The organism is Azospirillum sp. VT-I1 (genome assembly GCF_055698305.1).
The window spans coordinates 463,377-487,100 of the sequence record NZ_CP168804.1 but is presented as its reverse complement, the minus strand read 5'-3'; the positions used below and the strand labels follow the sequence as shown (position 1 = coordinate 487,100).

General features: G+C 69.3%; 20 protein-coding genes and 2 pseudogenes. 14 read left to right on the top strand and 8 right to left on the bottom strand.

Features of this window, described 5'->3' with window-relative positions; genetic code table 11:
• Position 1: 1 nt before the first annotated feature.
• The 3 genes and pseudogenes from AB8P05_RS24515 to AB8P05_RS24505 all read right to left on the bottom strand — a co-directional run bounded on the left by AB8P05_RS24515 (position 2) and on the right by AB8P05_RS24505 (position 2,567).
• Positions 2-924 (bottom strand): annotated as a pseudogene (locus tag AB8P05_RS24515) (ABC transporter permease).
• A pseudogene (locus tag AB8P05_RS24510) lies at positions 917-2,102 on the bottom strand (quaternary amine ABC transporter ATP-binding protein). Before AB8P05_RS24510 ends, AB8P05_RS24515 begins: the two co-directional pseudogenes overlap by 8 nt.
• Before the next feature lie 261 nt (positions 2,103-2,363).
• Complete coding sequence (locus AB8P05_RS24505; protein WP_455174923.1) at positions 2,364-2,567, bottom strand: hypothetical protein; 204 nt, start codon at positions 2,565-2,567, stop codon at positions 2,364-2,366.
• 460 nt (positions 2,568-3,027) lie between these two features.
• On the opposite strand from AB8P05_RS24505, the gene AB8P05_RS24500 reads away from it, so the two are divergent.
• The 9 genes from AB8P05_RS24500 to AB8P05_RS24460 all read left to right on the top strand — a co-directional run bounded on the left by AB8P05_RS24500 (position 3,028) and on the right by AB8P05_RS24460 (position 13,494).
• Positions 3,028-4,392 carry a methyl-accepting chemotaxis protein gene (locus tag AB8P05_RS24500; protein WP_472760783.1) on the top strand — a complete coding sequence of 455 codons (1,365 nt, stop codon included), beginning with the start codon at positions 3,028-3,030 and terminating at the stop codon, positions 4,390-4,392.
• Between the two features lie 140 nt (positions 4,393-4,532).
• Complete coding sequence (locus AB8P05_RS24495; protein ID WP_472760782.1) at positions 4,533-5,591, top strand: AbrB family transcriptional regulator; 1,059 nt, start codon at positions 4,533-4,535, stop codon at positions 5,589-5,591.
• A 100-nt stretch (positions 5,592-5,691) separates the two neighbouring features.
• A complete protein-coding gene (locus tag AB8P05_RS24490; RefSeq protein WP_472760781.1) occupies positions 5,692-6,849 on the top strand; it encodes a trans-sulfuration enzyme family protein in 1,158 nt (385 codons plus the stop codon).
• Between the two features lie 176 nt (positions 6,850-7,025).
• Positions 7,026-8,300 carry an imelysin family protein gene (locus AB8P05_RS24485; RefSeq protein ID WP_472760780.1) on the top strand — a complete coding sequence of 425 codons (1,275 nt, stop codon included), beginning with the start codon at positions 7,026-7,028 and terminating at the stop codon, positions 8,298-8,300.
• Between the two features lie 135 nt (positions 8,301-8,435).
• Positions 8,436-9,920, top strand: a complete 1,485-nt coding sequence (locus AB8P05_RS24480) for a multicopper oxidase family protein (protein WP_472760779.1) — start codon at positions 8,436-8,438, stop codon at positions 9,918-9,920.
• Position 9,921: 1 nt separating this feature from the next.
• Positions 9,922-10,725, top strand: a complete 804-nt coding sequence (locus tag AB8P05_RS24475; protein WP_472761183.1) for a di-heme oxidoredictase family protein — start codon at positions 9,922-9,924, stop codon at positions 10,723-10,725.
• Entirely contained in the window at positions 10,722-11,183 is a 462-nt protein-coding gene (locus AB8P05_RS24470) for a di-heme oxidoredictase family protein (protein WP_472760778.1), read from the top strand. Before AB8P05_RS24475 ends, AB8P05_RS24470 begins: the two co-directional genes overlap by 4 nt.
• 49 nt (positions 11,184-11,232) lie before the next feature.
• Positions 11,233-12,345: an imelysin family protein gene (locus AB8P05_RS24465; RefSeq protein ID WP_472760777.1), complete on the top strand. Its 1,113-nt coding sequence runs from the start codon at positions 11,233-11,235 to the stop codon at positions 12,343-12,345.
• Between the two features lie 3 nt (positions 12,346-12,348).
• Positions 12,349-13,494: a DUF1513 domain-containing protein gene (locus AB8P05_RS24460; protein ID WP_472760776.1), complete on the top strand. Its 1,146-nt coding sequence runs from the start codon at positions 12,349-12,351 to the stop codon at positions 13,492-13,494.
• Between the two features lie 122 nt (positions 13,495-13,616).
• Here the strand turns inward: AB8P05_RS24460 and fghA are convergent, their stop codons facing one another.
• Together fghA and AB8P05_RS24450 are read right to left on the bottom strand one after the other, a co-directional pair.
• A complete protein-coding gene (gene fghA, locus AB8P05_RS24455) occupies positions 13,617-14,468 on the bottom strand; it encodes an S-formylglutathione hydrolase (protein WP_472760775.1) in 852 nt (283 codons plus the stop codon).
• Between the two features lie 73 nt (positions 14,469-14,541).
• The gene (locus tag AB8P05_RS24450; protein WP_014249435.1) at positions 14,542-15,660 is read right to left on the bottom strand and encodes an S-(hydroxymethyl)glutathione dehydrogenase/class III alcohol dehydrogenase; all 1,119 of its coding nucleotides are present in this window, start codon (positions 15,658-15,660) and stop codon (positions 14,542-14,544) included.
• Between the two features lie 165 nt (positions 15,661-15,825).
• On the opposite strand from AB8P05_RS24450, the gene AB8P05_RS24445 reads away from it, so the two are divergent.
• Entirely contained in the window at positions 15,826-16,725 is a 900-nt protein-coding gene (locus tag AB8P05_RS24445) for a LysR substrate-binding domain-containing protein (RefSeq protein ID WP_455174913.1), read from the top strand.
• Between the two features lie 88 nt (positions 16,726-16,813).
• Entirely contained in the window at positions 16,814-17,353 is a 540-nt protein-coding gene (locus tag AB8P05_RS24440; RefSeq protein WP_472760774.1) for a hypothetical protein, read from the top strand.
• Between the two features lie 13 nt (positions 17,354-17,366).
• On the opposite strand, the gene AB8P05_RS24435 is transcribed toward AB8P05_RS24440, so the two are convergent.
• Genes AB8P05_RS24435 through AB8P05_RS24425 form a run of 3 tightly spaced genes read right to left on the bottom strand, consistent with a single transcriptional unit; the run spans position 17,367 to position 20,946 of the window.
• Positions 17,367-17,960 carry a PqiC family protein gene (locus AB8P05_RS24435; protein ID WP_472760773.1) on the bottom strand — a complete coding sequence of 198 codons (594 nt, stop codon included), beginning with the start codon at positions 17,958-17,960 and terminating at the stop codon, positions 17,367-17,369.
• A 22-nt stretch (positions 17,961-17,982) separates the two neighbouring features.
• Entirely contained in the window at positions 17,983-19,602 is a 1,620-nt protein-coding gene (locus tag AB8P05_RS24430; protein WP_472760772.1) for a PqiB family protein, read from the bottom strand.
• Between the two features lie 57 nt (positions 19,603-19,659).
• Positions 19,660-20,946 carry a paraquat-inducible protein A gene (locus tag AB8P05_RS24425; protein ID WP_472760771.1) on the bottom strand — a complete coding sequence of 429 codons (1,287 nt, stop codon included), beginning with the start codon at positions 20,944-20,946 and terminating at the stop codon, positions 19,660-19,662.
• Between the two features lie 182 nt (positions 20,947-21,128).
• On the opposite strand from AB8P05_RS24425, the gene AB8P05_RS24420 reads away from it, so the two are divergent.
• From AB8P05_RS24420 to AB8P05_RS24410, 3 genes are all read left to right on the top strand, one after another.
• Entirely contained in the window at positions 21,129-21,989 is an 861-nt protein-coding gene (locus tag AB8P05_RS24420) for a GntR family transcriptional regulator (RefSeq protein ID WP_472761182.1), read from the top strand.
• Positions 21,990-22,055: 66 nt separating this feature from the next.
• On the top strand, positions 22,056-22,886 hold the full coding sequence (locus tag AB8P05_RS24415; RefSeq protein WP_455174907.1) for a transporter substrate-binding domain-containing protein: 831 nt from the start codon (positions 22,056-22,058) through the stop codon (positions 22,884-22,886).
• A 187-nt stretch (positions 22,887-23,073) separates the two neighbouring features.
• The gene (locus AB8P05_RS24410) at positions 23,074-23,721 is read left to right on the top strand and encodes an amino acid ABC transporter permease (protein ID WP_472760770.1); all 648 of its coding nucleotides are present in this window, start codon (positions 23,074-23,076) and stop codon (positions 23,719-23,721) included.
• The last annotated feature ends 3 nt before the right edge of the window (positions 23,722-23,724 follow it).

The following is a 23,724-nucleotide window of genomic DNA, read 5'->3' as shown; positions in this document are numbered from 1 at the left end:
CTCACCGCCGCCACCAGCGCAGCTTCGCCGTTCCGGCGGCCGCCCGGCGGCGCATCCCCCGGCGGCCCCCCGGCCGAAACTCTGGGTGATGCGGTCGAGCACGACGGCGAGCAGCACGACGCTCAGCCCGCTCTGCACGCCAAGCCCGATGTCGAGGCGCTGGATGCCCTGGAGCACCACGTTGCCCAGCCCGCCGGCGCCGATCATCGAAGCGACGACGATCATCGACAGCGCCATCATCATGGTCTGGTTGACGCCGGCCATGATCGACGGCAGTGCGTTGGGCAGCTGCACCTTGAACAGCAGCTGGTGGCTGCGGCAGCCGAAGGCGCGGCCGGCCTCCACCAGCTCCTCCGGCACCTGCCGGATGCCGAGCGCGGTCAGCCGCACCGCCGGCGGCATGGCGAACACCACCGTCGCGATGATGCCCGGCACCCGCCCCAGCCCAAAGAACATGACCGCCGGGATCAGATAGACGAAGGCCGGCATCGTCTGCATCAGGTCGAGGAGGGTCTTGCCCACCCCGTCGGCGATCCTGCTGCGCGCCATCCAGATGCCGAGAGGCACCCCGCCGATCAGGCTGAGCGCCGTGGAGGCGAGCACGAGGCCGAGCGTCGAGATCGTCGGCTCCCACAGGCCCATCACGAAGATGCCGGCGAATGCCAGCAGGGTGAACAGGGCGAAGCCCCGCCCGACCCGCCATAGGGCGATTGCGGCCAGCACCAGCGCCAGCAGCCAGGGCGGCACCCCCAGCAGCAGCGTGTCCAGCGTGCCGCCCAGCCCCTCCACCGCCCCGGCGATGGCATTCAATGCCGGCTGGCCGTGGTCGAGGATCGTCGCCACCAGCCATTCGGACCCGCGGGCGATGCCGCCGCCGATGGTCTCGCTCAGCCATTCCACGTCGAGCAACGGCGCCTCAGCCATGACGCATCTCGCCGCGGCCGGTGCCCTCGCCGCGGTCCAGCGCCGCCAGCAGCGCCGTGCGGGAGATCACGCCGACGAAGCGTCCGTCCGCCTCCACCACCGGCAGCGGGCAGGGTGCCGCGGCGACGCGGCCGAACAGCGCGTGCAGCGGGGTGTCCGCCGCCACCGGCTCCAGCCCGAACAGCGCCGAGTTGCCGTCGCTGGCCAGCACGCCGCGGAAATGGCCGGCGGCATCGGTGCGGTAGCGGAAGCGCGTTCCCTCCCTCCCCCGCGCCATCTCCCGGCGACGGCGGCCGGGCGAGGTCGCGGGCGCGCAGCAGGCGGGAGGCATCGACGCCGCGGAAGAAGGCGCGGACATAGTCGTCGGCCGGCGCGCGCAGGATCTCGGCGGGCGTGCCGATCTGGGCGATGCGCCCATCCTCCATCACCGCGATGCGGTCGGCGATCCGCATCGCCTCCTCCGCATCGTGGGAGATGAAGACGATGGTGCGGGCGTCCTCGCGCTGAAGCCGCAGAAGCTCGTCCTGCATGTCGGTGCGGATCAGGGGGTCGAGCGCCGAGAAGGCTTCGTCCATCAGCATGATCGTCGGATTCTTTGCCAACGCGCGGGCGAGCCCCACCCGCTGCTGCATGCCACCCGAAAGCTCGTCCGGGTAGCGGTCGGCATAGGCGCCCAGCCCCACCCGCTCCAGCGCCGCCATGGCCGCCTTGCGGCGCTGCCCGCGCGGGATCCCGGCGACCTCCAGCCCGAAGGCGGCATTCTCCAACGCGGTGCGGTTGGGCAGCAGCGCGAAGGACTGGAAGACCATGCTCATGTCCCGCCGCAGCACATCGACCAGATCGCCGTGCGACAGGCGGGTCAGGTCGCGGCCGTCCAGCCGGATCTCCCCCTCCGACGGTTCGATCAGCCGGTTCAGCAGGCGGATGATGGTCGATTTGCCGGACCCGGACAGGCCCATGATGACGAAGATCTCACCGGCCCGGATGTCAAAGCTGGCCTCCGCCACGCCGACATTGACGTTCAGCGTCCGCAGCACCTCCGCCTTGGTCGCACCGCGGCGCAGCATCTCCAGCGCCGGACGCGGATCGTCGGCGAAGACCTTGCGCAAGCCGCGAACCGTCAGGCGCACGTCTCCCGTCCCCGTCGAAGACGAGCCGGTGGGCGTGGACAGGTTCATGGACATGGCAAGGCTTCCGGAACGCAACAGAACGGGATGATCGCAATCGGGCCGTAGATTGCCCCGAGACGAGGGGCGCGGTCGATAGCCGCGTTCACGGAATCTGCATTTCGATGGCAGCGTTGCTCATTTCGCCGCACCGGCCAGCGCATTTTATTTTGATTGATCGTTCAATGAAAAATAATGCAGAGCGCCGGAAACCTCTCCATGCCCTTCCCTTTCAACCCGGAAGGGCATGGAGAGGTGGCAAGGGGTCCCGGGTCAGCCGGGTTTGCCGGACTTGACCTCCGGCCGCATCTTCACCGGATTGGTGGGGTTGTGGGCGCCTTCGGCATCCTGCTGAACGTCGTATTTGCTGTGGCTGCCGCCCTTGGGCTTGTCGCTGTTACGGTCGGTGGGCGGTCCCTGTTCGCCATGCGGCTGGCTGGTGTCGCCGCCGGTGCGGCGGGTGGTTTCGTCGGCCATTGCATCCTCCTTGCAGGCGATGACTGACGGCTCAACCAATCCTGGCGATGATCGTTCCTGAACGGCGACTTTCCCTGGACATCACTCAGGCACTTGCAGCCAAAGCATGGCAGCCCTGTGAGAGCACAGCAGATCCATACCGCTTCTATTTTCGTAAGTGGTCATCCTAAGCAATTCTTGCGACTTTGTTAAGTATGACTCCGACAAAAGACCGACACGCCGTTTGGAGCGGTAAGTAAAATATGCGGTGCCGAACGTTTTAGATTTCAGATTTTTCGTAGACGAAATAATTATCTAAAAGATTACACTTCATTCATCGGCCATCTTCGTGCTTAATGACCACACAGTATACCGCGGTATGCATGGATTGTTGGTCGCAACAATCTCCTGACGCAGCTGGCCAATGGCCGGCGGCAGCGGCAGCCGCACCAGGAACTTCGGAATAGAGGATCGTCCGATCATGAGTGTCGCGCTGTCCAACGGGCATGCCAAGCGTCTTGCCGCCTTCGCCATCACCGAGGATGACCTTGCCATTCTGAGGGACAACCGGGACTTCGCCGAGCGCAGGCTTCCCGGCCTTCTCGAACAGTGGCACCGGCATTTCGATGCCTGGCCGGAAATCCAGTCGGCGCTGAAGCTGCCGGAGGTGCATGCTGCCCGCGTCGACCATTGGTCCCGCGCGGCCTCCGGCCGCCTCGACGAGGGCTTCGGCGACTCCGCCCGGCGGCTGGCGTCGTTGTTCTACAGCAACGGCGTTCCTGCCTATGCGGTGTCGATCTGCCATTACGTCGTCAGCACGAACATCGCCCGCGAACTCGGCCTCACCGGCGCCGGCGACGACGGCGTGATGGCCGGCCTGTTCGGTGCCGCCGCCCGCCGCACCCGCGCCGCCCAGCTGGAGGCGCTGACCAAGATCGCGTGGTTCGACATGGAACTGCTGCTGGAGACCTACAAGGCCGCGGAAGAGGACAGCAAGCGCGCCACGCTGAACCGGCTCGCCGGCGATTTCGAGGACAGCGTGAAGAGCATCGTCGAGGGCACGGTCGCCGCGTCCGACCAGATGCAGGCCCATGCCCGGCGCATGTCGGAGATCGCCACCGCCACCAGCCGCCGGTCCACCGACGTCGCGTCGGAGACGGAAATCGCCTCGTCCAGCATGCAGACGGTCGCGGCGGCGACGGAGCAGCTTTCCGCCTCCATCTCCGACATCAGCCGCCACGTCAACGAATCCTCGCGGATCTCGACCTCCGCCGTCGACGAGGCCGAACGCACGAAGGGAACCGTCAGCGGGCTGGTCGAGGCGGCGCAGCGCATCGGCGACGTGGTTAACCTCATCAACAGCATCGCCAGCCAGACCAACCTGCTGGCGCTGAACGCCACCATCGAGGCCGCCCGCGCGGGCGATGCCGGCAAGGGCTTCGCCGTCGTCGCCAACGAGGTGAAGCATCTCGCCAACCAGACCGCCAAGGCGACGGAGGACATCTCCACCCAGATCGCCGGCATGCAGAGCGCCGCCGGCAATGCCGCCGAGGCGATCCATGCGGTGGGCCGCACCATCACCAAGATCAACGAGATCGTCACGACCGTCGCCGCCACGGTGGAGGAACAGACCGCCGCCACCCAGGAGATCACCCGCAACGTGCAGGAGGTGGCGGTCGGCGCCCGCCGGGTCACCGGATCCATCGGGCAGGTGACGCAATCCTCGGCGGAAACCGGCGGCATCGCGCAGGAGGTGCTGTCGGCGGCCGGCCTGCTGCACCGTCAGGCCGACGAGTTGAACCGGGGTGTCGACGTCTTCCTCAGCCGCATCCGCTCCGCCAGCTGATCCATCCCGCCCCTCCGCGGCCGAATGCATGGCTGCCGCGCCCTCCCTGCCGCTGGACGGACGGGGCGGGCGGCAGGCAGCATGCTCCGGTCGCAAAACATTCGTACAGGTATGAATCCGTGGCGGGTGCGGGGGATCGGGTGGGAGCCGGCCGGCCGAAGGGCTGGGCCGGCAAACTGGCGCAATGGGCGGGCCTGCTGACGCTGTCGGGGGCGGTCACGCTGGGGCTGGACTGGATCGGGTTGCCGGCCGCCTGGCTGATCGGGCCGATGGTGGGAGCGATCGCCTTCGGCGTCGGCGGTGCCTCCATCCGGGTGCCTCCGTCCGGCTTCACCATGGCCCAGGCGATCATCGGCTGCCTCGTCGCCCATGCCGTCACCTCCTCGATCCTGCTGTCCATCGCCCGCAACTGGCCGCTGATGCTGGGAACGGTCGGGCTGACGGTGATGGTCAGCGGCGTCGTCGGCTGGCTGTTCGTCCGGTACGGCAGCCTGCCCGGCACCACCGCCGCCTGGGGCGTGTCACCGGGAGCCGCCGCGGCCATGGTCGCGATGGCCGGCCAACATGGCGCGGACGCCCGGCTGGTCGCGGTGATGCAGTATCTGCGCGTGGTTCTGGTGGTGCTCAGCGCCTCCCTGGTCACCCATGCGCTGACCACCGGTCCGCAGGGGTCTGCGCCGGCGATCCCGGTGGAGGCATTGGATCCGGCGGGACTGGCGGCGACGTTGGTGGTCGCCGTGGCCGGCGGCTGGATCGGGCACCGCTTCCGCATCCCGTCGGGCGCGCTGCTGGTCCCGATGGTGCTGGGCGCGCTGGTCCAGACCGGCGCCGGCATATCGCTGCAACTGCCTCACACGCTGCTGACCGTAACCTATGCCGTGATCGGCTGGAGCATCGGCCTGCGCTTCACGCGCGAGGTGCTGGGCCATGCCTTCCGCGCCGTGCCGCAGATGCTGCTGTCCACCGCGCTGATGATCGCGCTCTGCAGCCTGTCGGCCTGGATGCTGGTCACGCTGCTGCCGACCGACCCGCTGACCGCCTTCCTCGCCACCAGTCCGGGCGGGCTCGATTCCGTGGTGGTGATCGCGCTCGGCACCGGGGTGGACCTGCCGCTGGTGCTGGCGCTGCAGACTCTGCGGCTGTTCGTGGTGGTGCTGTCCGGGCCGCCGCTCGCCCGCCTGATCGCCCGCTACGCCTGAGCTTCCGGCGAATTCCGGACCATCGGACGGGACGTTGCGCCGGCGGCGGTCCGGGGCGTATCCTCAATCCCCCTTCCGCCCGAACCGGAGTGCCCCGGCAATGACCGACCGCCCCCACCGTCCCGAAACCATCGCCGCCGGCGCCCTGGGATTTGAGGACGCCGCAAGCGGTGCGGTCATTCCGCCGATCCACACCTCCACCACCTATGTCCGCGATCCCGACAACGGCTATGGCCGCGGCCGGGTCTATGCCCGCGCCGACAACCCCACCTTCGATGTTCCGGCACAAACCATCACCGAACTGGAAAAGGGCGCGGACACGCTGCTGTTCGCCTCCGGCATGGCGGCGGCGACGGCGGTGTTCCAGGCGCTCGATCCCGGCGACCATGTGATCGTTCCCGACGTCATGTACTGGGCCTTCCGCAACTGGGTGCATGGCCCGGCCACGCGCTGGGGCCTGCGGGTGGAGGGGGTGGACACCAGCAACACCGACGCGGTGCGGGCCGCACTCCGTCCCGGCGAGACGCGGCTGGTCTGGGTGGAGACTCCGGCAAACCCGCTGTGGACCGTCACCGACATCGCGGCCGTGGCCGAGCTGGCGCATGAGGCCGGGGCGTGGCTGGCGGTGGACAGCACGGTGGCGACCCCGGTGCTGACCCGCCCGCTGGATCTGGGCGCCGACATCGTCATGCATTCGGCGACCAAATACCTGAACGGCCATTCGGACGTCGTCGCCGGCACCCTGACCGCCGCCCGCAAGGACGAGTTCTGGGGCCGCATCAAGGCGGTGCAGTCCCAGCAGGGCGGCATCCTCGGCAGCTTCGAGGCATGGCTTCTCCAGCGCGGGCTGCGCACCCTGTTCGCCCGCGTCCGCTGGCAGTGCGCCGCCGCCATGACCCTGGCGGAGCGGCTGTCCGCCCATCCGCAGGTGGCGGAGGTTCTCTACCCCGGCCTGCCCGGATTCCGCGGCCACGGCATCGCCTCCCGCCAGATGACCGGCGGCTTCGGCGGCATGCTGTCGATCCGGGTGAAGGGCGGCACCCAGGCCGCCATCGACACCGCCGCCCATGTCGGCGTCTGGCGCCGCGCCACCTCGCTGGGCGGGGTGGAAAGCCTGATCGAGCACCGCGCCAGCATCGAAGGCCCCACCTCCCCGGTGCCCGGCGACCTGCTGCGCCTGTCGGTCGGGCTGGAGTCGCCCGACGACCTGTACGAGGACTTGGATCAGGCGTTGGGACGCGCCCTGCGGCAGGGGTGAGCGGCCGATCTCCGCCGTCACCGGCGGTATATCGACGCAGCCGCCGGCAATCACTGCCTTTCCGAGTATCCCCAACGCCGATAGGGCTTGACAGTGAGAATGATTCGCGACGTTATTCCCTGAGAATCAGTCGCACTTGCTGTCATTTCAGACCACCGACGTTCGAGGAGACCTCCATGTCGAAGCGCGCTGCCGGCCTTGCCGCCGTAGCCGTCGTTGCCCTGCTGCCGTTCGCCGCCCAGGCGGCGGCGCCGGCCTACAAGGACGTGGCGAAGAACTACGCCGACATCGCCCATGCCGCCTACGAGGACGCCACCAACGGCGCCAAGGCGCTGAAGAAGGCGGTGGACGCCCTTGTCGCCAACCCGACGGAGGAGACTCTGGCGAAGGCGCGCGAGGCCTGGAAGGCCGCCCGCGTGCCCTACATGCAGACCGAAGCCTTCCGCTTCGGCAACCCGATCGTCGATGCCTGGGAAGGCAAGGTGAATGCCTGGCCGCTGGACGAGGGCCTGATCGACTATGTCGACGAGGGCTATGGCGGCGGCGAGAGCAACCCCTACGCCAAGGCTAACGTCATCGCCAACCCGAAGATCACGGCCGGCGGCAAGACGATCAACGCGGCGAAGATCACCAAGGGCCTGCTGGCCGACAAGCTGCACGAAGCCGGCAAGGTCGAGGCGAACGTCGCCACCGGTTATCACGCCGTTGAATTCCTGCTGTGGGGCCAGGACCTGCACGGCACCGGCCCGGGTGCGGGCGAGCGCAAGGCCACCGACTATGCCAAGGGCAAGGATTGCACCAACGGCCATTGCGACCGCCGCGCCCAGTATCTGACCGTCGCCACCCAGATGCTGGTCGACGACCTCGCCGAGATGACGGCGGAATGGGCGCCGAAGGGCAAGGCCCGCGCCTCCATCGCCAAGGCCCCGGAAGGCGAGGGCATCGCCCGTATGCTGACCGGCCTGGGGTCGCTCAGCTACGGCGAACTGGCGGGCGAGCGCATGAAGCTCGGCCTGATGCTGCACGACCCGGAGGAGGAGCATGACTGCTTCTCCGACAACACCCACAACTCGCACTATTACGACGAAGTCGGCATGGTGAACGTCTACAACGGCAGCTACAAGCGCACCGACGGCAAGACCGTGTCGGGCGCCTCGCTGTCGCAGCTGGTCGCCGCCAAGTCCGCCGACGCCGACGCCGCGGTGAAGACCGCCATGGCCGAGACCATGAAGGCGATGCAGGCGATCAAGGACACCGCCGACGGCGGCAAGATGGCCTACGACCAGATGATCGCCGCCGACAACGAGGTGGGCAACAAGCTGGTGGCCACCGCCGTCGACCGTCTTGTCGACCAGAAGAAGGCGCTGGAAGGCGCCGTCAGCACCCTGGGCGTCTCCATCAGCGTCCAGGGGTCCGACAGCCTCGACGATCCGTCGAAGGTCGGCAAGTAAGCCTGAATCCGGCTCCGGTCCCGCGCCCGACCCGCGCATGACCGTTACCCCTCCTTCCCTTCCGGGCCGATCCGGCACGGCGGGGGCGGGGCCGGAGCCGGTTTTTTCCTGCCTGACGTTTTTCGGACCGCCGTCATGCCGCACCGCCTTGCCGCCGCCCTGTCCCGCCGTGCCCTTCTGCGCGCCGGGGGCGCCGCCGTCGCGGCGGCGGCACTGGGCGGAACCGGGGCCGCCGCACCGGCGGCGGGCGCCCTGAAGACCGGCCTGACCGGTCCGGCACCCATCACCTCCGCCGGCGATCTGGTCGAGGTGGAACTGGTCGCCAAGCAGCGCTTGCAACGCATCCTTCCGGAACCCGCCGAGCCGTCGCCGCTGGTCACCTACGCCGACAGCTTCCCCGGCCCCATCATCCGCATGCGCAAGGGCCAGCGGCTGCGCGCCACTCTGGTGAACGGGCTGGACGAACACACCTCGATCCACTGGCACGGCATTCGCCTGCCGAACCTGGAAGACGGCGTGCCCTACCTGACCCAGCCGCCGACTAGGCCCGGCGAGCGCCACGTCTATGAATTCACCCCGCCCGACGCGGGCTCCTTCTTCTTCCATCCGCACTGCAACACGGTGGAACTGCTGGGCCGCGGCCTTGCCGGCGTGTTGATCGTGGAGGAGCCGGACGCGCCGAAATTCGACGCCGACATCGTCTGTCTGGTCAAGGACTGGCAGCTGGACAAGACCGGCAGATTCGGCGCCTTCACCACCGACCGTGGCGCCTCGCGCGCCGGCACCTTCGGCAGCGTGTCGACTATCAACGGCGCCATCGACCCGGTGATCGAGGTTCCTGCCAACGGCGACATCCGCGCCCGCCTCTACAACATCGACAGCACCCGCGTCGTCGACTTGCGGGTGGAGGGGGCAGAGGCCTGGATCGTCGCGGTGGATGGCAACCCGCTGCCGCCCCGCCCGCTGGACGGCTGGCCGATGGGGCCGGCGATGCGCATCGACGTGCTGTTCCGCGCCCCAGCCAAGGCCGGCCAGACCCTGCGGCTGACCAACGTCTATTCCGCCGAGCCCAAGCCGTTGGCCACCTTCCGCGCCGTCGGCCCGGCGCTGCCCAACACGCGCTTCAAACTCCGCGCCCTGCCCGCCTCCGGCATTCCCGAACCGGACCTGAAGAACGCGCCGGTCATCCCGATGGCCTTCTCCGCCACGGCGGTGGCGCAGAGCTTCGACCCGGCAATCCTGCCCGGCCTGCCCTATGCCGATCTGCTCTGCCTGTCGGAGAAGACCTTCTGGGCGATCAACCAGCAGAGCTGGCCGGAGGGCGGTCACGAACGGCTGCCGCCGCCGCTGGTCACGCTGGAGAAGGGCCGGAGCTATATCTTCGAGCTGACCAACCTGACCCCGCACCTGCACCCGATCCACATCCACGGCTACACCTTCAAGGTGCTGTCCTCCGACGGCCGCAAGGTGGTGCCCCACCATACCGACACCGTCCTGCTGGAGCCGAAGGAACGCCTGCGCGTCGCCATCAAGGCCGACAATCCCGGCGACTGGATGTTCCACTGCCACATCATCGAACACCAGGACACCGGCATGATGGGATACATCCGCGTTGCTTGAGATGCCGCTCCGGGCCACGCTCGCCACCCTGTTCCTGCTGCTCGCCCCCGCCGCTCATGCCGCCGACAGCCTCGACAACCGCATCGGCGAGGCGCTGTTCCGCCGCATGTGGGTGGCGGCGCCCACCGCGACCCAGGCGGCGGACGGTCTCGGTCCGCTCTACAACGCACGGTCCTGCGCCACCTGCCATCCGCGCGGTGGTGGCGGCCGTCCTCCCGATCCGGCGGTGGCGGGGGACCAGGGCGTCGGCTATGCGATCAAGCTGAACGGCGACCCGGTCTATGGCCGCCAGATCCAGTCCAACGCCATCCTCGGGCAGGTGATCGAGGGGCGGCCCCACGTCTCCTACCGGGAGGAGGAGGTGCGCTTCCCCGACGGCGAGACCGTCCGGCTGCGCCATCCCACGCCGGTCGTCGAGGATCTGGGCTATGGCCCGCTGGCCGGGGCGACGGTGATGTCCGCCCGCGTACCGCCGCGGGTCCATGGCATGGGGCTGCTCGACCGCATCCCGGCCGAGGCGATCGAGGCCGAGGCCGCCCGGCAGGCGGCGTCCGGCGGTCCCGTGGCCGGCCGGGTCAACCATGTGACGGTGGACGACAAGCGTCAGGTTGGCCGCTTCGGCTGGAAGGCGATGCACCCCACGCTCGACCACCAGGACGCGGAGGCCTTCAGCCTCGACATCGGCATGTCGACTCCGGCCTATCCGGAACCGTGGGGCGACTGCACCCCGGCGCAGACCGCCTGCCGGAACGCCCCCACGGTGACTCCAAGCAGTTCGAGGGGCTGGAGATTCCCAGCACGGTGATCGGCCTGATCGACGGCTATCTGCGCGACCTGCCGCCCGACGGCAGCCTGGAGGCGCCGAAGGACAAGGCCGGCACCAAGCTGTTCGCCGACACCGGCTGCGCCGCCTGCCACCGCCCGTCCTGGCGCACGGCGGAGGATCCGGCGCATCCGTCCCTGTCCGGCCGCGACATCTTCCCGCACAGCGACATGCTGTTGCACGACCTCGGCCCCGCCCTGGGCGACGGGCTGGCGATGGGCGAGGCGCGCGGAAGCGACTGGCGCACCACGCCGCTGTGGGGGCTGAACCGGCTGGCGGCAAGGGACGGACAGCTGTCGCTGCTGCATGACGGGCGCGCCCGCAGCGTGACCGAAGCGATCCTGTGGCATGGCGGCGAGGCGGAGGGAGCGAAGGACCGCTTCATGACCCTGCCGGCGGCGGAACGGAAACGGCTGGTGCGCTACGTGCTGGGTTTGTAAAGGATGGGTGGGTTTCGATCCGCGTAACCGGCAGAAGGGAATTGATGGTATGCGACGCCGCATAGTGCTTGGGCTGATGTCCGCCGCCGCCCTGGCGGCCCTGCTGCCCCCGGCGCCGGCCTTCGCCGCCCGCCGGTCGGACAAGGACGGCGAGTTCCTGGCCGGCATGGTCCGCACCCACGCCCTGCCCCGCTTCGATGCGCTGGTGGCCGCATCCACCGCCTATGCCGACACGCTCGACCGTTTCGCCGCCGGCCCCACCCCCGCCGGGCTGGAGGAGGCGCGGACTGCCCATACGAAGGTGACCGACGCCTGGGCCGCGGTGCAGCATCTGCGGCCGGGTCCGCTGACCATGAACCTGCGCGCCGACCGCATGTCCTTCTGGCCTGAGCGGGCGGGCGTGGTTCAGCGCCAGATCGGCCAGATCCTGCGCGACCAGGACCCGAAGCTGCTGCAGCCGGGGGCGCTGGCCCGCCAGAGTGCCGCCGTGCAGGGCCTGACCGTGCTGGAACGGCTGCTGTTCGACGAGAACGTCACGGTGGAGAGCTTCACCGGCAGCGACGCAAAGCGTTACCGCGGACTGCTGGCCACCGCCGCCGCCCGCAACGTCGCCGCCATCGCGACCGACGCGCGCGACGGCTGGAAGGAACTGGAGGCGCCGCTGGCCGCCGGTCAGGCGACCGTCCTCGGCCCCACCGCGTCGGAAGCGGTGAACACGCTCTACGCCTCCGCCATCACCGCCATGCAGGTGATCATCGACCAGAAGCTGATGGCCCCGCTCGGCACCGGCATAGAGGACGCCAAGCCGACGGTGGTGGAGGCCCTGCGCAGCGGCCGGGCGCTCCGCAACATCGCGCTGAACCTGGAGGGGCTTCGCGCCCTGCTGATGGGCGAGCGCGGCGGGCCGGGCTTCGTCTTCCTGCTGCCGCCGGGCGAGGACGGGGCGACCGCGAAGCAGGCCATCGATGAGAGCTTCGCCGCCGCCATCGGCGCCGTGGAAGCGGTGCCAGGGCCGCTGAACAAGGCAGTGACCGATCCGGCAGCCCGCAAGAAGGCCGACGGCGCGCTGCGCCTCATCAAGGCGGCGCGGGTTGAGATGCTGGGCACGCTAGCCCCGCTGCTGGACATCACGCTTGGCTTCAACGAGCTGGACGGGGACTGAGCCATGGCCGTAAAGGGCGAGATGGACCGCCGGAATGTCCTCGGCCTGCTCGCCGGCCCGGCGGTCGGCGGGCGTCTGCTGGGCGGCGGGCTGCTGGCCATGCTGACCGGCAAGGCCCATGCCGCCGGCGACGGCACGCTCTATCTGAACGCCTATGCCACCGCGGGGGCGGAGCCGGGTTACGGCGTCGCGGCGCTGGATCCGGCCGGCAAGCTGCTGTTCACCATCCCCACCCCCGGACGCGCCCACGGCATCGTGGCGCGTCCGGGGGTGGCCGAAGCCGTGGTCTTCGCCCGGCGTCCCGGCCGCTGGTTCCAGACCCTGTCGCTGGCCGACGGTGCTCCGGGTCCGGTGTTGCGGGCGCCGGACGACCGCCGCTTCACCGGTCACGGCGCCTATTCCGCCGACGGCCGCACCCTCTATGTCGCCGAGGACGACGTCCCGCGCGAGGAGGGGGCCATCGGAATCTACGACGCCACCGACGGCTATCGCCGCATCGGCGCCCTCCCGACCCATGGGCTGGGACCGCACGAGCTGATCCTGATGCGCGACGGGACCACGCTGGCGGTCGCCAACGGCGGCGTCATCACCCATCCCGACACCGGCCGGGCCAAGCTGAACCTCGACAGCATGGACTCTTCGCTGACCTATGTGGAGTCGGCGACCGGCAGGCTGCTCGACAAGGTCCGCCTGCCGGAGGAGCACGCCAACCTCGGCATCCGCCACATCGCCCTGCTGGACGACGGCGGCATCGCCTTCGGCACGCAGGACGAGCGGCCCATCGGCATGCTGCAGCCCCTGACCGGCGCGCACCGCCCGGGCAGCGGCGCCGTCCGCCTGTTCGACACGCCGGAGGACGTGCTGTCGCGCATGCAGGGCTATATCGGCAGCGTGGCGTCCGACGGCCGTACCGTCGCCGCCAGTTCGCCGGTGGGCGGCGTCATCGGGCTGTGGGACGCCGCGAGCGCCGCGTGGCTGGGTGCGACCGCGCTGGCGGATGGGTGTGGCTTGGCGCCGAACGGCGATGGCTATCTGGCGACCAGCGGGCTGGGCGTGATCGAGCCGGTGTCGGTCGCGGCCGAGGCGGGGCCGGAACGCCGGGCGCCGGAGTTCAGGTGGGACAATCACCTGACGCGGCGGGTGGGGTAAGGTGGGAGGGCGGAGTTAGACCCCCACCCCAACCCTCCCCCGCTGGGCGGGGAGGGAGCGAGTGCTAATGCGGGAGAGTGGCGGCAGTCCCTCCCCGCCCAGCGGGGAGGTTAGGTGGGGGTCTAACCCACCAGCGCCGCCGCATGATGGCGCAGATGATCCTCGATGAACGTGCTGATGAAGAAATAGCTGTGGTCGTAGCCCGGCTGCATCCGCAGCGTCACCGGGTGCCCGACCGCTTCCGCCGCGGCGACCAGCGCCTGCGGCTTCAGCTGCGGCTCCAGGAAGCCGTCGCGGTCGCCCTGGTCGATCAGGATCGGCAGGCGCTCCGTCGCCTTGCCGATCAGCGCGCAGGCGTCCCACTCCAGCCAGCGGTCGCGGTCCGGCCCCAGATAGCGGCTGAACGCCTTCTCGCCCCAGGGCACCGCCGCCGGGTTGACGATGGGGGCGAAGGCGGACACCGCCTTGTAGAAGCCGGGATGCTTCAGCGCGCAGACCAGCGCGCCGTGCCCGCCCATCGAATGGCCGGCGATGGAGCGGCGGTCGGTGACCGGGAAGTTCGCCTCCACCAGAGCCGGCAGCTCCCGCGTTACGTAGTCGTGCATGCGGTAGTGCTTCGCCCACGGCTCCTCCGTCGCATCGACGTAGAAGCCGGCACCCAGCCCGAAGTCCCAGGCGTTGTCGAGATCGCCCGGCACCCCGTCTCCACGCGGGCTGGTGTCGGGGGCGACGATGGCGAGGCCCAGTTCGGCTGCGACGCGGAAGGCGCCGGCCTTCTGGGTGAAGTTCTCGTCGGTGCAGGTAAGGCCGGACAGCCAGTAGAAGACCGGCACCTTCGCACCGGTCTCCACCTGCGGCGGCAGGAAGACGGCGAAGGTCATTTCGCAATCCACCGCCGTCGACTGGTGCCGCACCCGCTTCAGCCAGCCGCCGAAGACGCGGGTTTCCGACAGGGTGGTGAGGGGGTCGGTCATGGAACTGCCTTTATGAAAGTCGCCGCCTGAAAAAATCCCCTCCCCGGCCGCGGGGGAGGGGAACGCAGTCGTCTTACTGGTTGTAGAGGATGACCGAGCGGATGCTCTTGCCCTCATGCATCAGGTCGAAGGCGTGGTTGATGTCCTCCAGACCCATGGTGTGGGTGATGAAGGTGTCCAGCTCGAACTCGCCGCGCAGGTAGCGCTCCACATATTCCGGCAGCTCCGACCGGCCCTTGACGCCGCCGAAGGCGGAGCCGCGCCAGACGCGGCCGGTGACCAGCTGGAACGGACGGGTGGAGATCTCCTCGCCGGCGCCGGCGACGCCGATGATGACCGACTCGCCCCAGCCCTTGTGGCAGCATTCCAGGGCGGCGCGCATCACCTTGACGTTGCCGATGCACTCAAAGCTGTAATCGACGCCGCCGTCGGTCAGTTCGACCAGCACTTCCTGGATCGGGCGGTCGTAATCCATCGGGTTGATGACGTCGGTGGCGCCCAGCTGCTTGGCGATCTCGAACTTCGACGGGTTGATGTCGACGCCGATGATGCGGCTGGCCTTCGCCATGGTGGCGCCGATGATGGCCGACAGGCCGATGCCGCCCAGGCCGAAGATGGCGACGGTCGAACCCGGCTCCACCTTCGCGGTGTTCATCACCGCACCCATGCCGGTGGTGACGCCGCAGCCGAGCAGGCAGACCTTCTCCAGCGGTGCGGCCTTGTTGATCTTGGCGAGCGCGATCTCCGGCAGCACCGTGTATTCGGAGAAGGTGGAGGTGCCCATGTAGTGGGCGATTTCCTTGCCCTTCAGCGAGAAGCGGCTGGTGCCGTCCGGCATCAGGCCCTTGCCCTGGGTGGCGCGGATCGCCTGGCACAGGTTGGTCTTGCCGGACAGGCAGAATTTGCACTTGCCGCATTCCGGCGTGTAGAGCGGGATCACATGGTCGCCGACCGCGACGGAGGTGACGCCGGGGCCGACCTCCACCACCACGCCGCCGCCCTCATGGCCGAGGATGCAGGGGAAGACGCCTTCGGAATCCTTGCCGGACAGGGTGTAGGCATCGGTGTGGCAGACGCCGGTGGCGACGATGCGGACCATCACCTCGCCGGCCTTGGGTGCCGCGACCTCGACCTCCTCGATCTCCAGCGGACGGTTGGCTTCCCAGGCGACGGCGGCGCGCGACAGGACCATGTGGCTTTCCTTCCCGAAAACGGATTGGCCAATGCAGATTGGCATTTGATTCCCGCAGTGTAGACCGCGACCGGTCATTGCCAGAACGGCGATTTCGGGAATAGATTTTTGCCGTATGGGGATAATGGCCGGACGGCCCTGGAAGAAAGCCCCGGGGGAGTGATCGTGAGCGGTTGGGACGGCATCGACGAATTCGTGGCGGTGGCCGAAAGCGGCAGCTTTTCCCGCGCGGCGGAACGGCTGCGCGTCTCCTCCTCCCATGTCAGCCGCAGCGTGGCGCGGCTGGAGGACCGGCTGCAGGCCCGGCTGTTCTACCGCACCACCCGCAAGGTCAGCCTGACCGAGAGCGGCCACGCCTTCCTCGCCCGCTGCCGGCGGCTGGCCGAACAGCGCGACGACGCCTTCCTGGCGGTGGGCGCGCTGCAGGGCGGCAGCGACGCGGAGGTCAAGGGAATGCTGCGCATGACCTGCTCCACCGCCTATGGCGAGCAGTTCGTCATGCCGCTGATCAACGACCTGATGGAGCGCCACCCGCAGCTGAGCATCGAGGTGGAGCTGACCAACCGGCAGCTCGATCTGGTGCAGGAGGGCTATGATCTGGCGATCCGCCTCGGCCGGCTCAGCGAATCGAGCATGGTGGCGACGCGCATCGCCCCGCGCGTCATGCATCTGTGCGCGGCACCGGCCTATCTGGACCGCCACGGCATTCCCGACAGCCTCGCGAGCCTAGGCACCCACCAATGCCTGATCGGCACCTCCGACCATTGGCTGTTCGACGACAACGGGCAGGACTGGCTGTTCCGTCCGCGCGGCCGCTGGCGCTGCAACAGCGGCTTCTCGGTGCTGGACGCGGCGCTGCGCGGGTTCGGGCTGTGCCAGCTGCCGGACTATTACGTGCGCGGACCGGTGGCGGAAGGGCGGCTGGTCTCCCTGCTGGACCGCCACCGGCCGCCCAACACCGCGGTGTGGGCGGTCTATCCGCAGAAGCGCCATGTGCCGCCGAAAGTGCATGCGGCAATCCGGCATCTGAAGGAGGGGCTGGCCCGGCGGGCGGAGTATCGCTGAGGGACCGCCCCTCACTGCAAATGCGAATGACTTGCATTATCATCGCAAAGCCCCTACCCTCCGCCTGTCACACAGAGCGGAGTCCGCCATGTCCACCATGTCGTCCCATCGCAGCGTCATGCCGCCGCGCCAGCGTTTCCAGGATCTGGATGCGGCGGAGGCGCTGGTCGTGTCCGTGCTGCGCCAGTGGGCCGAACCCCTGCGCGAGCCGGAGCGCCCGCACCCGCACTGGCAGGACGGCATGACCGCGGCGGGCCTGTCCAACGACGCCGCGGTGGCGTTCGACACGCTGATGCGGATCGTGCTGGCGGCCACCACCCGGCCGCTCGACCTGCACCGTCCGCCCTGCCCGTCACTTGGAATCGACGAGGCACTGTTGCTCGACATGCTGCGGCTGGCCCAGCAGGGGCAGCATGGCGAGGCCGGCCTGCTGATGAACGATTGGCTGCCGCTGGCCGGCGTGCGGATGGCGATGGCGCCGCTCTGCGTCCTGGCTTCAGCCCTCTCCCGCGCCGGATTGCAGATGCCGGACCCGGCGGCGGAGGTTTCCAGGCCGCAGCGGACGATGGCCGAGCGCATGGACCGCCCCCGCCCCACCGCGGACCGCGGCGCCACCCTGCTTCACTGAAAAAGGCTGTTCCTCAGCGGCGCACCCCGGCGGCGATGCGGTCGGCGAAGGTGGCGACCGCCTGGCTCATCGCCCGCACCAGGGCGTCCGGCTCGGCGCTTGCCGCCGGGACCTCCACCGTCTCGCGCGATGGACCGCTCTTCTGTGCGCCGCCGGCCTGCGACAGGCTCCACTGCGCGTCCAGCACCACCCGGCCGCCGATGTCGGCATCGAAGCGCAGGACGGTGACGGCCAGCACCGTCGTGCCCTCCCCCACCGCGCTGCCGGCCACCGGAAGGACGGTCACGCCTGGCAGGCGCGCCGCGAGGTCGCCGGCCAGGGTGGAGCGCAGCCCGTCGGCCAGCGGCTCGGCCCAGCGGTCGAACTCCAGCGCCTCCACCCTAGTGCCGTCGATGCGGCGGACGATCTGCGGCCGATCGACCAGCATCGGCAGGTCCAGCGATCCCAAGGCCAATGTCCGGGGCGCGGTGCGGACCGGCTGCGCCGTTGCCGTCGGCGGCACCACCGCCAGCGTGTAGAGCCGGCTTTCCGGCGTCGACTGGCAGGCCGCCAGCACCAGCAAAGGCAGCGCCATCGCCGCCGCCCGCCATCCGCGCACCCGTCCCATCCTCATCCCTTCCCCCAATCCCTTACGGTCTCTTGCCCCGAAGCAGCGCCTCCGGATGGCGTTCCAGATAGTCGGCCAGCACGCGGAAGGACCGCGCGGCGTCGTTCAACTGCCGCATCACCCCGGCCAGATCGGCCTGCCCGCCACCGCCGCCCAGCAGCCCGTTAGCGCTGTTCAGCGTTCCCTGCGCCGCCGTCGCCACCCCGCGCAGGCTCTTCACCAGTTCCGGCAGCTGGCGGTCGGCGTCGCGCATCAGCGCGTCGGCGCTGCCCAGCGCCTTGGCGAGCGCCGCGAGGGAGCGCGCGAGGTCCGGCGACCCGGCAAGCCCGCTCACCGACTGCAGGGTGCCGCGCAGGTCGGCGATCAGCCCATCCAGCGGCAATGCCGAGACCTTCTCCATCACCACGCCGGCCGACGCCATGATCGAGTCGAGGTCGCTGGACGCCACCGTCGGCAGTTCCGACCGTTCCGCCCCCGGCGCGGGCGGCACGCCCGGCGCATAATCGAAGGACACCAGCTTCTGCCCGGTCAGGAGATTGCCGGACGCCAGACGGGCGCGCAGGCCCCTTTCCACCTGGGTGGCGATCAGCTTGCGCACCGCCGCCTCGTCCATCGGCTTGCCGTCGACGACGGAATAGGTGCGGGCGACGAGGTCCGGTTCGAAATCGATATCGACGGGGATGCGCAGTTCCTGCGTCGCCTCGTCATACTCCAGCCGCACGGCCGCCACATGCCCGACCGTCAGGCCGCGCAGCAGCACCGGCGCACCTGCCTGCAGACCCTGGATCGAGCCGGGGAACTCCAGCCGGTAGCGCACGCGCAGCCGGTCGCGCGCCGCGGCGGCGGCGGCCTGGTCCTCGTAGAGGGTGAAGGAGGCCCAGTCCATCGCCTGTCCCCCGGCCTCCGGATCCGGCGGGGTTTCCAGAACCACGCCGCCCAGCGCCAACGTCTTCAACGACTCCGTCTGGAACTTCAGGCCCTCGGCCCCGGCGGTGAACTGGACGCCCGACGAGCGCCAGAACCGGCTGCCCTCCCGCACCAGCCCCTCGTAGGGCGCACGGACGAAGACGGAGACCGACACCGTGCGGTCCTGGGGCGACAGGTTGTAGCCCATCACCTCGCCCACCTGGACGCCGCGGAAATAGACGGGCGAGCCCTGCGCCAGCGATCCCAGCTGTTCCGCCTTCAGAGAGAAGCTGCGGCCCGGCACGTCGGCGCGGACCACCGGCGGCTCGTCCAGCGCGTCGAACTCGCGCCGGTCCTCGCCGCCGCCGGGCTCCATCTCCACATAGGTGCCGGACACCACCGTGCTCAGGCCGGAAACCCCACCCAGGCTGAGGCGCGGCGCCACCACCCAGAAGCGGGTTCCCTCCTTCAGATGGCGCCCGGCGGTCCGGTCCATGCGGGCGGTGGCGATCACCTGGGACAGGTCGTCGGACAGGCGAACCGACTCGATCACGCCCAGATCGACGTTCTTGTGCTTGATGCGGGTCCGCCCGGCCTCCAGCCCGTCGCCGGACGGGAAAGTGATGACGATCTGAGGGCCGCGGTCCTCCAGCCAGCGCCAGCCGAGCCAGCCGGCGATCAGCGCCGCCACCAGCGGCAGCAGCCACAGCAGGGACAGCCTGCGGCGCGTCGACACGGCCACCTCGGGCGGGTGCGGGGAGGAGGCGTATGGGGAGGCGGCGTCTGGCCGGCGTCAGTCATGCCGCACCCCGTCCGCCCGGTCCCACATCACGCGCGGGTCGAAGACGTGGCTGGCCAGCATGGTCAGGATGACCACGGCGGCGAAGGCGATGGCGCCGGCATCGGCGCGGACAGAGGCGACGGCGCCGAACTGCACCAGTGCCGTGAGGATGGCGATCATGAACACGTCCACATTGGACCAGCGCCCGATGGCGTCGATGAAACGGTAGAGCCGGGTCCGGCCCTGCAGCCGCGCGGCCGATCCCCGCCATGCGGCAAGGACGAACCAGGCCAGCCCGCCCAGCTTCAGCAGCGGCACGGCGATGCTGGCGACGAAGACCAGCAGTGCCAGCGGCCACATGCCGGACCCGGCCAGTTCCCCCACCCCGCCCAGGATCGTGCTGGGGTCGCCCTGGCCGAAATTGACGACGGTCATCACCGGCAGCAGGTTGGCCGGCACATAGAGGATGGCGCTGGTGGCGACCAGCGCCGTGGTCCGCCCCAGGCTGTCGGGTTCCCGCACATGAAGCCGGCTGCCGCAGCGGGTGCAGCGATGCGGAGCGTCCTCATGGTCATGGCCGTGGACCCGCTGGCAGACCGCGCAGGCGACCCAGCGCCGCGGCGGCGGTGCCGGATCCGGCGGCACATGGTCGATGGCCGACCACAGCGCCCGGCGGTCCACCCCCTGATCCATCGCGCTGATCGCCAGCACATAGCCGCCCAGCGCCAGCCCGCCGGTCAGCAGTTCCGCATTGGCGAAGCCGTACAGCTTGGAATAGCCGACCAGCAGGCCGAGCAGGAAGACGTCCAGCATGGCCCAGGGGCGCAGGGACTCGGTCAGGGCGAACAGCCGGGCGGTCGCCCGCGGCGACTCCGGCGGGCGACCGCCGTGCAGGCGAAGCATCACGACGATCACCCCCACCACGCGCGCCACCGGCGCACCCAGCACCAGCAGCCCGACCAGCAGCGACAGCGGCCACATCCCCTGGTCGGCCAGCGCCTCGATTCCGGTGGTGACCAGTCCGGCGCGGTCGTTGCCCTGGATATGGACCGCCATCAGCGGGTTCACGGCGATCAGGCCCAGCAGCAGCAACGCGGTCAGCGCCATCGGCAGCGCATGGTGCGGCCCGCCCGCCACATGGCGGTACAGCTGTGCGCCGCAGCGGGTGCAGACGGCCCGGCCGCCACGCGGCAGCTCACGCACACGGTGGAGCCGGCCGCAATCCGGGCAGCCCACCAGATCGTCCCGAACCGTCGCCCGATGCTCCTTCAACCCGACCTTGCCCTGCCATGTCGACATGCACGCGCCCGAACCGATTTTATCGCAAATCCCACACTCCAATTGGCTTTTTTGCGCCGCCGCGCAAGCCCCGGCGAAGGGGGTAGGCGGTTTTTCGCCGCAACGCAGCAAAACCGTGGGCAGGACCGGGAATTGGCGATTGACCGTAAGATTATGTACATACATTATCGCCGAAACGTCACATCGCAACGCGGCGCGGAGAGCGGGGTGCAGGGATTGGCACGGCAAGGCCTGACCGGACAGGACCGCGTTGGCGGACCGGCATCAACGCCGGACGGCGCCTCGCGGGGGACCTTCCGCTCGACGGCCTTACCCTGGATGGCCGCGGCGCGCTGTTCGACCAGATCAAGCGCGCCGTCGCCGGCCAGATCCTGCGGGGCCGCTGGCGGGCCGGCCAACGCCTGCCGAACGAGGCGGAGCTGTCCAGCCTCTACGGCGTCTCCCGCCAGACCGTGCACAAGGCCATCGCAGTGCTGGCGCGGGAGGGATTCCTCGTACGCCGCCGCCGTGCCGGGACCTTCGTCGCCACCGGCCGCCGCGACCGCTTCGCCCTGCCCATCGAGGACATCGGCGACGTCGTCGCGCGGGAGGGCCGTGTTTACGAGTTCCGCATCCGCGAACGCAAGCATCTTTGCAACGGACAGGGCATCCGCTGGCCCGACCTGCCGGACGGCGCGCCGATCCTGGCGCTGGAATGCCTGCATTTCAGCGACGGCACCCCGATCCAGCACGAACGCCGCCTCGTCAACCTTGAGGCCGTGCCGGAGGTGGCGGAGGAACCGTTCGACAGCGTCGCCCCCAGCCGCTGGCTGGTGGACCGGGTTCCCTGGTCGTCGGCCGACCACACGGTGCGCGCGGTCAACGCCACGGCGGAGATGGCGGCGCTGCTGGGGGTGGAGGCCGGGGCCGCCTGCCTGTCGATCCGACGGCAGACCATGCATCTGAGCCGGCCGGTGACGCTGGTTCATTTCCTCTCGGTCGGCGACCGGTTCAGCCTCAGCGGTTCGTCGATCACCGACAGCGCGACCGAGTTGAATTTGTAAACACAAAAGGACCGGCTACAGTCGGCCGTCCACGACAGGGGACCACTCACGATGGAGAGCAAGGGTATGGTTCGGACGATGTTCAAGGCGGCGCTGCTGGGCGCCACGCTGCTGGTGACCGGTGCCGCCGCCGGCACGGCGATGGCCGACACGCTGGCCGACGTGAAGAAGGCCGGTGTCCTCACGGTGGCCACCGAGATGCAGTTCCCGCCCTTCGACTTCCTTGAGAACAACGAATACAAGGGCGTCGACCGCGATCTGATCGACGAGGTGGCGAAGGAGTTGGGCGTCAAGGCCAAGCACATCGACCTGCCCTGGACCAGCGTCCTGCCCGGCCTGGAAGCCAAGAAGTTCGATCTGGTCATCGCCCCGGTGACGATCACCAAGGAGCGCATGAAGCGCTACGCCTTCACCGTTCCGATTTCGGAGGCGACGGCCGCGATCATGAAGCGCGCCGACGACAAGAGCATCAACAAGCCGGAGGACATCGCCGGCAAGAAGGTCGGCGGCGGCAAGGGCACCTCGCAGCTGGCCCAGGTCAAGGAGTTCGGCCAGACCCTGCCGACCCCGCCGGACGTGCGCGAATACGTCGACAGCAACCAGTCCTACGCCGATCTCGCCGCCGGCCGCATCGACGCCTCGGTCAACTCGCTGCCGAACCTCGCCTTCGCCGCCGCCCAGCGCAAGGAGACCTTCGCCGTCGTCCTGCCGCCCTTCGGCAAGCCCTCCTACTTCTCGTGGGTCGGCCGTCTCAGCGACGACGACAAGAGCCTGATCGAGGCGGTCAACGCCGCGCTGGTGAAGATCCAGAAGGACGGCCGCATGGCGACCATCCAGAAGAAGTGGTTCGGCGTTGCGCAGGAACTGCCGACCACCGTTCCGGAACCGCAGCTGTAAGGGGCCATGACCTTCCCTCTCCCGCCCCGGGAGAGGGAGGGGACCCACGAAGTGGGGAGGGTGAGGGGCAATCCGGACATGGATTCTCTAACCCTCGCATCACCCCTCACCCTTCCCAAGCTCTGCTTGGGCCCCTTCCCTCTCCCGGGGCGGGAGAGGGACAGGATTGTTCGACGAAGGCCCATCCATGAAGTTCAGCGTCATCATCGACGCCCTTCCCCATCTGCTGGGGGCGGCGGTCACGACCGTCTGGGTCTCGCTGCTCGGCGTGCTGCTGGGGCAGGTGATCGGCCTCGCCGTCTGCGTGGCGCGGCAGTCCGGCGGCCGGGCGGCGGACATGGCCGGCGGCGTCTATGTCAGCTTCTTCCGCGGCGTGCCGCTGCTGATCCAGTTGCTGCTGATCTACTACATGCTGCCGCTGATCGGCATCGACGTGCCGCCGCTGGTCGCCTCCATCGCAGCCCTCGGCCTCGCATCGGGCGCCTATGTTTCGGAGATCTACCGCGGCGCGCTGAACGCGGTGCCGCACAGCCAGTCGGAGGCGGCGCTGGCGCTGGGCTTCCCCGGATCGGCGATCTGGACGCGCATCCTGCTGCCGCAGGCCTTCCGCATCTCGGTGCCGGCTCTGGTCAACGAACTGATCCTGCTGCTGAAGGCGTCGTCGCTGATCTCCGTCGTCGGGGTGGCGGAGCTGACGCGGACCAGCCAGACCATCTCGGCCAGCAACTACCGCCCGCTGGAAATTTATCTCGCGGCCGGCCTCATCTATCTGGCGATCAACGGCGCGCTGGCCCTGTTCGGCACGCTGGTCGAACGCCGCCTGCAACAGGCCTGACCC

Excerpts from the sequence above, each read along its gene's own strand:
- AB8P05_RS24465 (WP_472760777.1), top strand. The coding sequence starts at position 11,233 with ATGCGACGCCGCATAGTGCTTGGGCTGATGTCCGCCGCCGCCCTGGCG.
- AB8P05_RS24490 (WP_472760781.1), top strand. The coding sequence starts at position 5,692 with ATGACCGACCGCCCCCACCGTCCCGAAACCATCGCCGCCGGCGCCCTG.
- AB8P05_RS24460 (WP_472760776.1), top strand. The coding sequence starts at position 12,349 with ATGGCCGTAAAGGGCGAGATGGACCGCCGGAATGTCCTCGGCCTGCTC.
- AB8P05_RS24435 (WP_472760773.1), bottom strand. The coding sequence starts at position 17,960 with ATGGGACGGGTGCGCGGATGGCGGGCGGCGGCGATGGCGCTGCCTTTG.
- AB8P05_RS24480 (WP_472760779.1), top strand. The coding sequence starts at position 8,436 with ATGCCGCACCGCCTTGCCGCCGCCCTGTCCCGCCGTGCCCTTCTGCGC.
- AB8P05_RS24500 (WP_472760783.1), top strand. The coding sequence starts at position 3,028 with ATGAGTGTCGCGCTGTCCAACGGGCATGCCAAGCGTCTTGCCGCCTTC.
- AB8P05_RS24450 (WP_014249435.1), bottom strand. The coding sequence starts at position 15,660 with ATGGTCCTGTCGCGCGCCGCCGTCGCCTGGGAAGCCAACCGTCCGCTG.
- AB8P05_RS24485 (WP_472760780.1), top strand. The coding sequence starts at position 7,026 with ATGTCGAAGCGCGCTGCCGGCCTTGCCGCCGTAGCCGTCGTTGCCCTG.
- AB8P05_RS24415 (WP_455174907.1), top strand. The coding sequence starts at position 22,056 with ATGGTTCGGACGATGTTCAAGGCGGCGCTGCTGGGCGCCACGCTGCTG.
- AB8P05_RS24440 (WP_472760774.1), top strand. The coding sequence starts at position 16,814 with ATGTCCACCATGTCGTCCCATCGCAGCGTCATGCCGCCGCGCCAGCGT.
- AB8P05_RS24475 (WP_472761183.1), top strand. The coding sequence starts at position 9,922 with ATGCCGCTCCGGGCCACGCTCGCCACCCTGTTCCTGCTGCTCGCCCCC.
- AB8P05_RS24425 (WP_472760771.1), bottom strand. The coding sequence starts at position 20,946 with ATGTCGACATGGCAGGGCAAGGTCGGGTTGAAGGAGCATCGGGCGACG.
- AB8P05_RS24505 (WP_455174923.1), bottom strand. The coding sequence starts at position 2,567 with ATGGCCGACGAAACCACCCGCCGCACCGGCGGCGACACCAGCCAGCCG.
- fghA (WP_472760775.1), bottom strand. The coding sequence starts at position 14,468 with ATGACCGACCCCCTCACCACCCTGTCGGAAACCCGCGTCTTCGGCGGC.
- AB8P05_RS24410 (WP_472760770.1), top strand. The coding sequence starts at position 23,074 with ATGAAGTTCAGCGTCATCATCGACGCCCTTCCCCATCTGCTGGGGGCG.